We start from the raw sequence: 14,700 nt of genomic DNA, 5'->3' as shown, positions 1-14,700 counted from the left end.
TTGTGAACAGATTAGCTTGTCTATTCAATTATTAGAAGTTTAGAGCCGCAGTGCAGAACTTGCGTACCATTGACTTAAAAAACTTCTCTCTCAACTTATGATTTGTGATAGAGCTCAAGCAATCCACATTCTTTGTGCAGAAGTAAGAATCCAACTATATAGTTTACTAAGATCGTTTTAATTTCACTCACTAAAATTAGAAAAAAACAAGTATCGGCAATGTCAGTTACACGGGTCAAAAAAATGACAAAAACAATAAAATTCAAGCTATTATTTCCAATAATCCTATTAACTTCATTGGCTTTTTTATTATTCCAACAAAAATATTCACAATTGAAAGACTCAAAAAAGACATCCATTTCCATCGCAGTTTCACACACCCCATTATCTGCGCCTTTTTTTATTGCTCAGCAACAAGGTTTTTTTTCACAACACAATCTTGATGTCACGCTCGTTAATTGCAGCGGAGGTGTCCGTTGTATGAAAGAAATGTTTTCAGGGCATGTCGATTACTCAACAGCATCAGAGACGGTCGCCATGTTTAATCGATTTAATAGACAAGATTTTAATTTGCTTTCCAGCTTTGTCACCTCAACCAATGACATTAAAATCATCACGAAGAAAAGCAATAACATTACACGAGCTGCCGATTTACTCTCACGACCAATTGGGGCAATTAAGTCAAGCGCCAGTGAGTTTTACCTCGATACCTATTTATTGTTAAACAATATTAATCCCAATTCGGCTCAAATCGTTTTTTACTCCCCAGAGGAGCTCAGCCAAGCTTTGCTCAACGATGACGTCGTCGCCATCAGCACTTGGGAACCGCACATTTATAATATAAACAGCCAAAATGCCAATTTGCTAACCGATCTTAGCCTTAATGGTATTTATCAATTGAACTTTAACCTCTTTTCGATGAAACACCCGATGAGTACTCTTTCAACAACCGATAAAAAACTGCTTGATTCACTTCGCAGCGCGATTGACTGGATAAGCAATAACGATGAAGAAACACAACAAATCATCGCCGACAAACTTTCAACATCGAAACAGCAAATCGCATGGACATGGGGAGATTACTTTTTCCATTTATCTTTGAGTAATTCTTTGTTAGCAAATATTGAATTACAAGCGCGATGGGCGTTGGAAAAAGGGCGGATACCAAAGCAACCCATGCCCAATTTTCGAGATTTGTTGACGACCGAGTCCACTCCCGCCCCAGTAAAATTAAACTAGGCCGCCGCCATGCTAAAGTCTCTCTCTCACAAATTAATGCTGCTTATTGTGATCACGCTGACGCTTTTTGTCTTGACCGTAACGTCAATGAAAGCACTGTTAAGTACACAGCAAAGCAATCAAAGAAGTATGGAAGTATTGATTCATCTTCAACACCAGGTCGACCGTATTCAAAGTCAACTTTGGACCTATCTTCAATACCAAGACGAGCCCAGCTTAACCAATATTGAGAAAAGTCAGGTACATTTAGAGGCATTCTTAAATACTGCCCCTGATTGGTTAGATAAAAGGCATCATTTATTTCGCCTTAATCGCGATTTGTCATCATTGATCGCTTTTGAGCAAGGATATCAAAGAGTCAGTCCGCCATTTAATAATACCCTACGAGGTATCGATATCCTCAATGCACGATATGACATGATCACTCAATCGATGAAGGATGCTGTCGGACAAATTCAACGGCAGATTATCTCTACCAACACCTTGATTCACCGTACAACTCTCATTGCAACTTCAACAAAATTACTGGCTTTCACTGTGGTCATAATGGTGATTTCCTATATCATTTTTCGTCATACTCAGACTGGATTTAGAGTGTTAAATCGCCGAATAAGTAAACTTGCCAATGGCGACATGGACTCTCAGATAGCCTGTGCGAACTTAGATTTAGAGTTCGACACAATCGCCAAACAATTTAATAGTATGACGGCACAGCTCAAAAACATTACCTTTAGCCGAGATGAACTCAAAGCTGAGATCGAGAAGCAAACACAGATTTTAACCACGCAAAAAGAAGAATTGGTTTACCTTTCAGAGCACGACTCTCTCACGGGGTTACTCAACCGACGTGCGTTAACAGAAGCACTAGAAACCGCAATTCACAAAGCCAAGCGAACTAAATACAAGTTAGCCGTACTCTTTATTGATTTAGATAAATTCAAAGCCGTGAATGACCATTATGGCCATTCCGCAGGGGACTTCGTATTACAGACGACAGCTAAGCGCATCTCTGACAACATAAGAGAGTCTGACTTTGCGGGGCGTTTAGGCGGCGATGAATTTGTTATCTGTTTAGACTTAGTGGATAATTTTGTTGCTTTGCAGCCAAAGATTAAACAAATCCACGCGGTCATAAAAGAACCAATTTATTGGCAAGACCAAGAGCTATCTGTTGGAGCCAGTATTGGAGTGAGCTATTATCCAGACGACACACAAAATACCCATGAACTGTTAACCCTCGCCGACCAACGTATGTATACAGATAAAAAAGCGACGTCTATTTAGTTGACCGTTTTGATTAGCGGGCTGACAAAATTGCTCTCGCTATAAGCGACGCTCCATGGTTTTTTGTGAAAAATAGCTCACCCACCGTCTCGGCAATAGTGGCACGATCCAAGTTAATAACGCGCCCAGTCCTTTGTTATCAAATGCAATGCGTTTTCCATTGAGCATGGCCTGATAACCCACACTCGCGGTGTGGGGGGCAGATTTTGCCATCCCCCACGCTTTTACGCCCTGCAGCCCTCCTCTTTTGACAAAGTCGGTATCCACAGGGCCGGGACACAAAGCGGTAACCGTCACCCCTGAGCCGGCTACTTCTTGTGCAATCGCTTCGCTAAGTGACGTGACGTACGCTTTAGTCGCGTAGTAAGTCGCTTGCAATGGCCCAGGTAAAAAAGAGGCGGTCGAGGAGACATTGAGGATTTTCCCCGAGCCTTTGACGATCATTTCTGGCAAAAAGCAATGGGTTAATTGTGTTAACGCCAAGATATTGACCATCACCATTTCCCTATCTTGCTCAAATTGACGTTGATAGAAAGGCCCGTAGCCGCCAAAACCTGCATTGTTTATCAAATAATCGACTGACATATTGAGCTGCTTAACACTTTGATACGCTTCATTAACGGCCTGAGTAGAAGAAAGATCAGCGACAATGACCTCGACTCGGATTGGCCAACGCGCCAGTAACTCGTTTTTCAACGTAAGCAAATCGCCTTCGTTACGGGCGATCAAGATTAAATCACCACCATGACTCGCATGTATTTTAGCCAGCTCTTTACCTATACCTCTTGAAGCTCCGGTAATTAACGCTGTTGCCATAAAAATCTCCTGACCCTTTAGTGAAAAGCGTATAATTTTACCTAATTTTTCTGCTCAAGTTCATAGCACGGTCACAAAGTTTGCATAGTGTATGTCATTCTGCTTGTTTCACAATCACGATAAACTTTGAAGCCATTAAAACGTTATCAATACGAACGCTACGCTGTATTATGTAATCTTGCCTACCCCCGTGTTTTCAAACAAACGCGCTACGGTTTTGACCCTAACGGACAAAGAGTCATTAAAAACCAGTATGGTAAGATCATGATCCGAGTGCTTTGGAACAAGGAAAAAGAAGAAGTGGTGGTGGTATTTAAAGGCTCTCACAGCCTAAGTGACTGGCTGTGGAATTTTGCCATGTGGACGAAAAGTTTAGAGCAATGGCGATTGCCTTATCGCATTCACGCCGGCTTCCATCATTTACTCCATCAAGAAAGCCAACCCAGTCACAATGAAGACTCGTTAGGCTTGAGTGTTTTTGAACGCCTGAATGCGATTTTGGTCCCTCTCATAAAACAGGGAAAGCGCATCTCGATCACTGGCCACTCCTCAGGCGGTGCCATTGGTTGTGTGGTCGCCGATTATCTCGAGCGACAATATCCTAAATCGATCAAGCGCGTCGTGACATTTGGTCAACCTGCTGTCGGAGATTGGCGGTTTAAACGTCGCTATAAACTGAGCCACAAAACCTATCGCATTTGCTGTGATATCGATATTGTTACCTTTATGCCTCCAGTGCCCTTTGTCTATTGGCATGCCGGTAAAGCTCTGTGGCTTTACAATGGCCGTATCTATGAAAACACCCCCACACTCATTCGCCTAGGGCGCTCACTGCTCAGTTGGATTATTCGTCCTTTCTCTTATCACCTCATGAGTAAGTACATTAGAAACAAAGATTTTTTTGACGAACGCTAAAAGCCACCAACGCAACGTAAACACAAAAAGAGCCACGCCGCCCTCGGAATGGGGTATGACAAGGCCCAGTATAAAGCTCAGTTAAGGCTGGTTGTCTTTTTTGGTCATGCTGTTGTCAGCATCGCCGTAGGGGTAACGGGTGTGCCCGAAACGAATTAATAAAATCGCCAAAGCGACAATAAAAATCGCCCCCGACAATCCGAGCATACGCCAAGTATCAAGGTTTTTCATATCAAGTGCCATGTACCTAGCCAAAGCAACAATCACGATGTACAAGGGCATTCTCACCGGTAATCGCCCCGATTTTAGGTACAAACCAACCATTGCCAAAACTTCAAGATAAATAAACAGCAATAGCAGATCGGCCAAGGTCACTGCTTTATTACTGATGACTAACCAGACTTCTTGCCCCATGGCGATGACCGTCATTACCGCGATGAGTAATAACCCGAGATCCTCGACCAAACTCAGTGACCGGTTTCCTATTTTTTTTAATACGCTCATCCATAACCCCTTAGGCTATTCAACTAACTCAAAATTGACTCAAAACTGGGTAAAACCCCACAGAACGGAACTCAAGTTCTGGCAGCATAATCAAACTCACCCTAATTGGATTAAACTGAACATGAACAACTTAAAACCATTAACACTAGCACTGCTTATTCTCGCCCCCAATGCGTTCGCTAACAGCCAATCACCAAACCAAAGACCTAAAAACTCAGATGTAAAAGTGTGCCAGCAAGATAAAGATTGTCAACAAAATCAAGAATTTCTTAACAACCAAGAGCAAGAGTTACAACACTTTTTCTCCCAAGAAGAAAAAAAATCGAAATAATCGGTAAATTTTTATTGCATTTAAAAAATGATGCCACTACTATCGCGACGATTCTTGATGATAGCCAATCCGAGTACATCACATTCGTGGCAAGGCGATAGAGCAACTATCCAAGGGGTAAACTTTGCTAGCGTTCATCGCGCTCAATTTTGCTCTTTCACGGCCAATTTCACCTTGTAAGAGCAATGTTTTTCGGATAAAAAACATGGCACATTTCACTCCCATCGGCGAAACTTTTCTTGCAAAAAATTCGCTTAATTCATCACAAAAGAACTGGCTAGCTCAAACCGCTAACCACTACGGTACGCCGAGTCTTATACTGGATCTAGACAGTGTAAGAATGCAGTATCGCGCCTTGACTCGTGCATTGCCCAACGTCACATTACATTATGCACTAAAACCGCTTCCACATGCTGAAGTCGTCAAAGTGCTGGCACAAGAAGGGGCAAATTTCGATCTGGCCACCAATGGTGAAGTGGATTTGGTGCATCAATTAGAGATTGACCCGAGTCGTACCATACACACTCATCCAATCAAAAAGCCAGCCGATATTCAACGCGCATTAGACTATGGCTGCCGTGTGTTTGTCGTTGACAATTTGAATGAACTCAAAAAGATGATTGAGTTTCGCCACCAAGTGATGATTTTGATTCGTTTGAGTTTTAAAAACCCCGATGTGTCGGCCGATCTATCGAAAAAATTCGGTTGCTCGCCACAAATGGCCATAGATATTGCTAAACAAGCTTATCAGTGGGGAATCACAGTACAGGGCTTGTCATTTCACGTTGGCTCACAGACTTGCGATCCACTGAAGTATGTCCACGCAATCGACGTTTGTGCTGCGGTCATGGAGCAAATTATCGCCCAGGGGTTACCGGCTCTAACCACCCTTGATATCGGTGGTGGTTTTCCCGTTGCGTACAGTGATAAAGTGCCGAACATTGACGAGTTCTGCCAGCCGATAAACTTGGCCATCGCAAAGTTGCCGCAGAATGTCACGGTCATTGCTGAGCCTGGCCGCTTTATAGTTGCCCCGTGTATGACCGCGTTAACCGCTGTGATAGGCAAAGCCCAGCGCGACAACCAAACATGGTATTACTTAGACGATGGTTTATATGGCTCTTTTAGCGGGTTAGTTTTTGATGAGGCTCGATATCCAATTCAAGCTCTTAAAGAGTCTGAACAGCGTTTTTCGAGTGTGTTAGCGGGACCAACCTGTGACAGTATTGACGTAATTCACGATAATATTATGCTGCCTGAGCTAGACGAAGGGGATATTTTAGTGACTAAAATGATGGGCGCTTACACCAGCGCCACTGCAACGGATTTTAACTTTATCCGCCGCGCCAACATCATCGTGGTTGAGCAGCCTGCCCTTTTATCGATGGCAGGTTAACCCCGAAACACGGACAGAACGACCAAAACGAGACGCATTGATGTCTCGTTTTTTAATGGCTTACTGCGTCAATGAAACACGGGGGCTATGGCGCAACGCATCACTAGTGTGCTGCGTCAAAACCTGGCCGTCTTGCTCAATAAAAAAGACCTCAAGCCCTTGTTTTTTAGCAATAAGTTGTCCTTGCTTCGGCCCTAGACACATCATGGCCGTTGCCCAAGCATCTCCCAACACAGGATCTTGGCCAAATACCGAGCTTGAAACCAAATGATGGGCGACTGGGGCACCGGTCCTGGCATCGAGGATGTGGGAATACGACTTACCATCTTTGTCAAAGGAGTGATGATAACTCCCCGACGTATCCAAGGTCACCCCCGCTGTCGATAAAATGGAGACCAATTGATATGGCTCAATCCCTTGCTGTTGAGGAATGGGCTTCTCAACGGCAATCTTCCAATGACTGCCGTCGGGTTTTTGGCCTTTTATCTGCATATCTCCGCCAAATTCAATCAAGTAATTATCAATATGTCGCTGTGCCATTATTTGGCTCAATTCGCCAATGGTATACCCCTCCCCCATAGACGAAAAGTCTAAGGCAACACTCGAATCGAGCTTGCGAATTCTTTTGTTGGTAGGGTCGATCTCTATTTTGTCCAAACCAAGATGCGCTTGAACCTGCTCAATGTCTGCTTGGCTAGGAACGACGAATTGATCTTTATCAAAGCCCCATAATGAAAACAAAGGCCCAATAGTAGGATCGTAGCAGCCTAAGCTCTGCACATTCACTTGATGAGCAACGTGCAGTAATTCGATGAAATCCTCAGAGACCTCTTGCCAAGCAAGAGACGGATTGCGATTGAACCGAGAAATGAAAGAGTCTTCGCGATACGTCGATAATTCTTTGTCTATTGCTGCCAATTTTTCTTCCAGTAACGGCTGTAAGACTTCGGCAGAAACATCAGACTCTGACCACCAACTAATATGATAACTGGTACCTTGAGCAAATCCTTCTGTTTTGTGCAGCGGTGCCACTTTACTACAAGAAACTAACACGGTGAGAAATGAAAAAATAACCACGCGGGGAAAACTCGAAAACGAGGTAAAATACGACATGTGTAAACCGGTTAAATAATGAAGTTATTTATAGTATCAAGGAGCTATCACGAATACCACGACATCCCTGTTCTCTGTTCTCTGTTCTCTGTTCTCTGTTCTCTGTTCGGCTAGCGTATTTTAAACCAACGAAAAAGATATTCCTGCTCGGTGAAATTTTTTCATTCTTTGCCAGGTCTTATCATTAGTAGAGGCCTTTGCGAGTACCAGCTATGAAAAAGCGTTTTAAACCATCCCAATCGTTTAAAGATCATCAGGTTACGGATGAATCTGTGTATTTATCCCGGCGAAAAGTCCTGGCTCAAATGGGCTTTGCCGGCGTCGGAGCTTTAATCAGTCAAAAGGCGAGCGCATTTGATTGGTGGCAACAAGGCGATGATGACAATACCCCCCCCATGACACAGTCATTGACATATTCAGCTGACAAGAGTCAGCAGCAAACCTTAACACCGTTTGAAAAAGTCACCCAGTACAACAACTTTTACGAATTTGGCACCAGTAAAGAAGCCCCTGCCGAAAACGCACAAAACTTTAAAACTAACCCCTGGCAATTATCCATTGAGGGATTGGTAGAAAAACCCATCACATTAGACTACGACGACCTACTCAAACGCTTTGCCTTACAAGAGCGCATTTATCGACTGCGCTGTGTGGAGGCTTGGTCTATGGTAATCCCTTGGATTGGTTTTGAGTTGGGCGAACTCATCAAACAAGCCAAACCACTTTCCAGTGCCCGTTATGTTCAATTTGAAACCCTTTATGACCCGGAGCAGATGCCTGGTCAAAAAAGTCGTATTTTAGGCGGAGGTTTAGATTACCCTTATGTCGAAGCGCTAAGACTCGATGAAGCCATGCACCCATTAACGTTAATGAGTGTCGGTTTATACGGAAAAACCCTGCCCCCTCAAAATGGCGCACCAGTACGCCTTGTCGTGCCTTGGAAATATGGGTTTAAAAGCATTAAATCGATTGTAAAAATAAGGCTGACGGATAACCAACCATTGACAACTTGGAATAAAATCGCCCCTCAAGAGTACGGCTTTTATGCCAATGTTAATCCCAACGTCGACCACCCACGTTGGAGCCAAGCCACAGAGCGCCGCATTACTGCTGGAGGACTATTTTCAACCAAAAGAATCGATACCGAATTATTCAACGGCTATCAAGAAGTGGCCTCTTTATATCGCGATATCGACTTAAAGTTACAGTTTTAACCTCCAAGTGAATTCATAATGAAGTTGCTCAAGTTTGTTCTAAACCTTTCAATTCTTGGTTATGTGGCCTACGCGGTGACAATTGCCATTTCTGGCCAAGTGGCAGACCCTGTGCAATATCTTTTGCATACGACCGGATTAACGGCGTTAAAACTGTTATTGCTGACTGTTGCGATAGGACCGATAGCAAAATGGTTGAATAAACCCGGTTTAAATATGTGTCGAAAAATGCTGGGGCTTTATACTTTTGCCATCGCGGGGATGCACCTACTTACTTATCTCACCTTTGATTTGCAGTATCAATGGGCAGAAACCTTTCAAGCCATTATCTATCGACCCTATATCACACTCGGTTTTTTGAGTTTTGTGTTATTGACCCTATTAGCCCTCTCATCTTTTGATTGGGCTAAAAAGAGACTCAACAAATATTGGAAACGTATTCATAACGGGGTGTATGTCATTATCGTTTTGTGTTTATTACATTTTTCTTGGTCACAAAAAACCATCTGGGATGAGGCGTTATACTACTGGCTGACTGGGTTAGTGCTTTTGTACCTCAAAATGAAACCTCAATTAACCAATGCCAAACGATAAATAGTGACAACAAAGAGTGGACATAGATTGTGCATAAACCGGCAATAAACACTGGTAATAATTATTTTTGAGTAAAGGATCAACACAAATAAGCTGAATTTGTATATAACACTAAAACTCTTAGCAAAAATAGACTAGTATTAACTCATTGATAATTTATTTGCCCTATCCATGCTTGAGTCTATTTTTTCAGCCTTCACTATTCCTCCCAATAGTGAAATGCTCGTTGGTCATTACAATTATTGGCTTGTGACACTATCAATTTTAATCGCCATCTTTGCGTCATGGATGGCCTTTAAAGCCGCATCCTTTACCCGAACTCAAAGCAAATTTTGGGCGCGGCAACTTGTGTTGGCCAGCGGTAGTCTCGCGTTAGGATCTGGGATCTGGTCAATGCATTTTATTGGCATGCTCGCCTTTGATATACATATGGCAATTCACTACGACGTCGTATTGACTATTATTTCAATGCTACCTAGTTTGGCGGCCTCGTGGGTAACCCTTTATCTTTTACACCAACGAATTTTATCTTCTCACAGTGTCGTCATGGGCGGGATCTTAGTCGGCCTTGGCATAGGCACTATGCACTATATGGGCATGGAAGCGATGCAAATGGGCGCTATGTTGCGCTACGATTTGACTACGTTTTTGTTGTCTATTGTTGCCGCCGTCGTTCTGGCTTCCATCTCCTTGTCGATTCGTTATAGCATCTCTCGCTTGTTGCCAATTGTATTGAGCGATAATACGGTGCAAGTGATCGCCGCGATTGTGATGGGCTCGGCAATCTCGAGTATGCACTACCTAGGCATGGCCGCTGCTCGTTTTCCTCAAACGGCAGACATGGCACACCATGTAATGGATGACTCTTACCGTACAGGCCAATCGATGTTCTTATCGGCGGCGGTAACTTTTGTGACAATCGTAGTAATAATATTGGTTTTTATCATCAACCTAGCGCTGCAATACAAAGAAGTTTCTGAGCGAGCAAGAAACAAACGCAACCGATTACAAGCGATGATGAATACTGCGGTTGATAGCATTATATTGATCGATGAGAACGCCATGGTTGTCGACGCGAATATGGCCGTTTACAAATTATTGGGTTGGCGACCTGAGCACATTATTGGCCGCAATATCAAAATGATCCTGCCACCCATGTATCAGCCTGATCACGACAATTTTGTTAAAAATTTCATCAACACAGGCCAAGCAAAAATTATTGGCTCAGGCCGTGAAGTCGAAGCTCGGCACAAAGATGGTACTCACATTCCCGTAAGGCTTAGCATCGGGCACTTTGAAGATAATAACCAGCACTATTTTGTTGGCTTTATTTCCGACCTCAGAGACCGAATTGGCATTGAACAAGCATTGAGAAGTAATGAAAGTCGCTTTCGTTCTGTACTGAGTAACATGCCAGGTACCGCTTATCGACGTGCCGACTATCACCAAAGCCCGATGGTTTACATTGGTGAGGGTATTGAAAGCCTGACTGGCTACCCAACCAAAAACTTTTTATCATCGAACAAATCCGTGCATTTTTTAACCTTGATTCACCCCGATGATCGAGAGCGCTATCAAAATTTAAAATGGAACAACAATACCTTCGCCATTGAATATCGCTTAATTCATAAAGATGGCAGTGTACACTGGGTCTATGAACACGGGGTCAAAGTTCACGATGAAATCACCCAAGAAGCTTGGATTGATGGTTTTATTATGGACATCACTGACCGTGTTACTTTGCTTGATGAGCTAAAAATCGCCAAAGAGAAAGCAGAGCACGCCTCGGCTGCCCGGGCGGCCTTTTTGGCAAATATGAGCCATGAAATCCGTACGCCAATGAATGCCATTATTGGCTTTAGTGATCTTTTGATGCAATCACAACAAACTGTTGCTAATGCCAAACAAATTGCAACAATCAATCAATCGGCTCGTTCTTTATTGCATTTGCTCAACGACATCCTGGATAGTGCGAAATTAGAGAAAGGGAAACTGGAACTTGAGGTCAGGCCCTTTTCTCTAACGGAAGAAATCGACACGGTTATCTCTACGTTGTGGCTGCAAGCTAAAAACAAAAACATTGAGCTAAACACGCAAATTTCAACTGCGTTGCACCCTGCTTATATCGGCGCACCAGAGCGAATTCGACAAGTGCTGATGAATTTGATTGGCAATGCGGTAAAGTTTACCCAACAAGGTCACGTTTTACTGACCGTTGAAACGACAGATGATGGTGTCTGCTTCATTATTGAAGACTCGGGTATTGGCATGAATGAAGCACAAATTCGTCAAATTTTTGAGCCTTTTGCACAGGCAGATGCCTCTATGAGTCGACGCTTTGGCGGAACGGGACTGGGTACGACGATCAGTAAACAATTGATTGAACTTATGCACGGAGACATCGAGTGCCATAGTGAATTAAATGTCGGTAGCACCTTTATCATCACCTTACCGCTAGAACCTACGGAACTCCCTCAAGAGGCACAAAAAAGCCAGTCACTACAAAATTTACCGCCATTAACTGTGTTGGTCGTTGACGATATTGACCAGAATATTGAACTGCTCTCCCTCATGCTAAAACGAGATAACCACAAGGTCCTCACCGCCAAAAATGGCGAGCAAGCATTGGAAAAAATGGTTGATCACCACTGTGATGTCGTTCTGATGGACTTACAAATGCCGATACTTGATGGCTTATCGGCAGCCAGCCTACGCCGTGATTTTGAACGTGAACACAACTTACCCGCGACACCGATCATTGCCCTAACCGCCAGTGTGTTACAACAAGACCGTTTAGAGGCCACCCAAGCTGGTATGAATGGTTTTGCCAATAAACCCATTGATTACCCGAAGCTATGTAAGGAAATGGCGACCGTATTACAACTCGATTGGCACAGTGAAGGGGACACTGAGGACGATCAATCCTCCGACAACCGCTTGTTTAATTTAAATCAAGCCATTAATTTATGGGGTGATGAGCACAGTTATTGGCATCAAATTAGACGTTTCCTACAACAGTGGCCAAACTATATTCAAGAGTTTGATGAAGCCATTGAACAAAAAGACAATATCAATGTTGTACGTCTTGCTCATACTCTCAAAGGCTTAACTGGTAATCTTGCTTTACCCGCAGCAATGGAGAAATTTGCTGCATCAGAAAAGCACGCCAAGCACAACCAATTGTCTCTCAGTCAGCAAGATTGGCAACAAGCCACCGATTACATCGCGCAATTAACATTACAAGTTCCCAGTGATGACAACGCCGTTGAATCAGACAACGCCGATACCCCGTCACTCAATAGTGCCGACGTGATCGCTCTATTCGATACCTTAATTGGGCAACTAGAGCACCACCAATGTGAAGATGAATTGATTGAACAACTAACAAATTTACTAGCCAAACAGTATTCAAGTCAATTAGAAAAGCTGATCAATGCCGTTGAGGACTTTGAGCTTGAACAAGCTCTGCAACATGCACGTACGTTAAAGCAACAATTTCATAAGGCAAGTTAAATGGATAAAAACGCACTAAAACAAAAGCTTTTAATTGTTGATGACGAAGCGGTCAACTTGCGTATTTTAAAAATCACTCTTGAACAAGACTACCAATTAATGTTTGCCAAATCAGGTCAACAGGCACTGCAAATTGCACAAAAAGAAACACCCGATTTAATCTTACTCGATGTGATGATGCCAGACATGACTGGTTTTGAAACTTGTCAGCAACTAAAACAACAATCTGACTTAGAACATATTCCGGTCATTTTTGTCACCGCGCTCAGTGACCCTGATGATGAAACCAAGGGCTTTGATGTCGGTGGCGTGGATTACATTACGAAGCCGATTTCCCCCGCCATCGTCAAAGCTCGCGTCAAAACCCACCTATCCTTGGTAAACGTCGATCAAATAAAGCGCACTCAACTCGATATTATTCACATGCTTGGTCGCGCGTCTGAATACAAAGACAATGAAACTGGCTTGCACGTCAAACGCATGAGCGAATACTCACACTTATTGGCTTTAGCAGCAGGATGGAGCGAAGATGAAGCGGAAGCTTTACTGTATGCCGCTCCCATGCATGACATCGGCAAAATTGGTATTCCTGATGCCATATTGCAAAAGCCGGGCCCTTTGTCTGATGAGGAGTTTGATATCATGAGGCAACACCCAATCATGGGGCTGCACATTATTGGCGAAACCCGTTCGCCATTACTGCAATTAGCGAAAGTCGTTGCCCGGACCCATCACGAAAAGTTTGACGGCAGCGGATACCCTGAAGGGCTTGTTGGCTCAGATATACCTCAAGCAGGGCGTATTACCGCCATTGCGGATGTTTTCGACGCCTTAACCAGTAAACGTCCATACAAGGATGCCTGGCCTTTAGAAAAAGCATTCGCACTTTTAAACGATCAAAAAGGCAAGCACTTTGATCCAGAATTGGTCGATTTATTTATCAGTCAAAGAGACAAAGTCGCTCAAATAAACCAAAAGTGGCGAGACTAAGCACCAGTCTCGCATTTCTCATCAAATCAATTAGTTACGAAGGCAAGTTTGAAAATACGTGACCCTATCACAAGCTAATCGAAAAACTTTTGCCGGTTTGCCTCCAGTGCCTTTGGGTGATGAGGCCATTTTATTCGCACTGACAATCACACCAGTATCAATTAAGCGCCGTTTAATGGTCATGCGATTTACCTCAACGCCGAATTTTTGGTACGCGGTAATGATGTCGGAGACCAAGAATTCCTTTTCCAGTAAAAAAAGGACCACAGAGGTATATTCGACGGCAGCGCGCAGCTTTTTCCAGGCGTGGTGAATTTGAGCCTGATGGTCGAACGCTAACCCGGCCTCCTTTGTCGCCATTAACTCATCAATATCAACCCATTTGACTCTATCTTGCTCTAAGCCTGAATCGTTAATCTGCTGGACATTAGACGCATTACACAGGGCATAATGCGAAATACTGACACTCCATCCCTCTGGGTCGCGTTTCGCGTTGCCATCAACCAAAGGATCGCTAATGAAATTGGGGTAAGTATGAACTTTTTGCCGACAAATCCTTTTACGTGCTGACTCAAAATCTTTGTCGGCCGGCTCCCCCCCAAGATGGGACATATCTTCGTCATACACCCAGCCCCCCGGGATAGCCCATTTATTGAAATCTGGCCGCTGGGGATTATTCCTTTTTAATAACAACACTTTTAAGCCTTTCTCTGACAGACAAAGACAAACCATATCAATGGTAACTATCATCACTCCCCCTATTTTTTACTCTGTCATTCTAGATCAGAGCA

General features: G+C 43.5%; 13 protein-coding genes. 9 read left to right on the top strand and 4 right to left on the bottom strand.

Annotated elements, in window-relative coordinates; genetic code table 11:
* Window positions 1-219: 219 nt before the first annotated feature.
* Window positions 220-1,239 (top strand): ABC transporter substrate-binding protein, encoded by a 1,020-nt coding sequence (locus tag AB0763_RS15290; protein WP_368644133.1) that lies wholly within the window; start codon window positions 220-222, stop codon window positions 1,237-1,239.
* A gap of 9 nt (window positions 1,240-1,248) precedes the next feature.
* Window positions 1,249-2,523 carry a diguanylate cyclase gene (locus AB0763_RS15285; RefSeq protein WP_306099304.1) on the top strand — a complete coding sequence of 425 codons (1,275 nt, stop codon included), beginning with the start codon at window positions 1,249-1,251 and terminating at the stop codon, window positions 2,521-2,523.
* 39 nt (window positions 2,524-2,562) lie between these two features.
* Here the strand turns inward: AB0763_RS15285 and AB0763_RS15280 are convergent, their stop codons facing one another.
* The gene (locus tag AB0763_RS15280; protein ID WP_306099303.1) at window positions 2,563-3,339 is read right to left on the bottom strand and encodes an SDR family oxidoreductase; all 777 of its coding nucleotides are present in this window, start codon (window positions 3,337-3,339) and stop codon (window positions 2,563-2,565) included.
* Window positions 3,340-3,465: 126 nt separating this feature from the next.
* Here AB0763_RS15280 and AB0763_RS15275 point away from each other — a divergent pair, with 126 nt between their 5' ends.
* Entirely contained in the window at window positions 3,466-4,254 is a 789-nt protein-coding gene (locus tag AB0763_RS15275) for a lipase (RefSeq protein WP_306099302.1), read from the top strand.
* Between the two features lie 81 nt (window positions 4,255-4,335).
* Here AB0763_RS15275 and AB0763_RS15270 read toward each other — a convergent pair whose 3' ends face one another.
* Window positions 4,336-4,758: a phosphate-starvation-inducible protein PsiE gene (locus AB0763_RS15270; RefSeq protein ID WP_306099301.1), complete on the bottom strand. Its 423-nt coding sequence runs from the start codon at window positions 4,756-4,758 to the stop codon at window positions 4,336-4,338.
* A 121-nt stretch (window positions 4,759-4,879) separates the two neighbouring features.
* Between AB0763_RS15270 and AB0763_RS15265 the strand changes: the two genes are divergently transcribed.
* Together AB0763_RS15265 and AB0763_RS15260 are read left to right on the top strand one after the other, a co-directional pair.
* A complete protein-coding gene (locus AB0763_RS15265) occupies window positions 4,880-5,089 on the top strand; it encodes a hypothetical protein (RefSeq protein ID WP_306099300.1) in 210 nt (69 codons plus the stop codon).
* 205 nt (window positions 5,090-5,294) lie between these two features.
* Window positions 5,295-6,485, top strand: a complete 1,191-nt coding sequence (locus AB0763_RS15260; RefSeq protein WP_306099299.1) for a type III PLP-dependent enzyme — start codon at window positions 5,295-5,297, stop codon at window positions 6,483-6,485.
* Between the two features lie 60 nt (window positions 6,486-6,545).
* On the opposite strand, the gene AB0763_RS15255 is transcribed toward AB0763_RS15260, so the two are convergent.
* The gene (locus AB0763_RS15255) at window positions 6,546-7,598 is read right to left on the bottom strand and encodes an FAD:protein FMN transferase (protein ID WP_306099298.1); all 1,053 of its coding nucleotides are present in this window, start codon (window positions 7,596-7,598) and stop codon (window positions 6,546-6,548) included.
* Between the two features lie 212 nt (window positions 7,599-7,810).
* Between AB0763_RS15255 and msrP the strand changes: the two genes are divergently transcribed.
* The 4 genes from msrP (at window position 7,811) to AB0763_RS15235 (ending at window position 13,909) form a co-directional block, all read left to right on the top strand.
* Window positions 7,811-8,812 (top strand): protein-methionine-sulfoxide reductase catalytic subunit MsrP, encoded by a 1,002-nt coding sequence (gene msrP, locus AB0763_RS15250; RefSeq protein WP_306099297.1) that lies wholly within the window; start codon window positions 7,811-7,813, stop codon window positions 8,810-8,812.
* An 18-nt stretch (window positions 8,813-8,830) separates the two neighbouring features.
* Window positions 8,831-9,406: a sulfite oxidase heme-binding subunit YedZ gene (locus AB0763_RS15245; RefSeq protein ID WP_306099296.1), complete on the top strand. Its 576-nt coding sequence runs from the start codon at window positions 8,831-8,833 to the stop codon at window positions 9,404-9,406.
* A gap of 171 nt (window positions 9,407-9,577) precedes the next feature.
* On the top strand, window positions 9,578-12,919 hold the full coding sequence (locus AB0763_RS15240) for an MHYT domain-containing protein (RefSeq protein ID WP_368644126.1): 3,342 nt from the start codon (window positions 9,578-9,580) through the stop codon (window positions 12,917-12,919).
* A complete protein-coding gene (locus AB0763_RS15235; protein ID WP_306099295.1) occupies window positions 12,920-13,909 on the top strand; it encodes an HD domain-containing phosphohydrolase in 990 nt (329 codons plus the stop codon).
* 30 nt (window positions 13,910-13,939) lie between these two features.
* Here the strand turns inward: AB0763_RS15235 and AB0763_RS15230 are convergent, their stop codons facing one another.
* Window positions 13,940-14,659 (bottom strand): NUDIX domain-containing protein, encoded by a 720-nt coding sequence (locus AB0763_RS15230; RefSeq protein ID WP_306099294.1) that lies wholly within the window; start codon window positions 14,657-14,659, stop codon window positions 13,940-13,942.
* Window positions 14,660-14,700 lie beyond the last annotated feature (41 nt).

Source organism: Vibrio sp. HB236076, from assembly GCF_040957575.1.
Taxonomy (GTDB): domain Bacteria; phylum Pseudomonadota; class Gammaproteobacteria; order Enterobacterales; family Vibrionaceae; genus Vibrio.
Note: the sequence above shows the minus strand (reverse complement) of the source record. Positions and strands in the feature narration are given on the sequence as shown.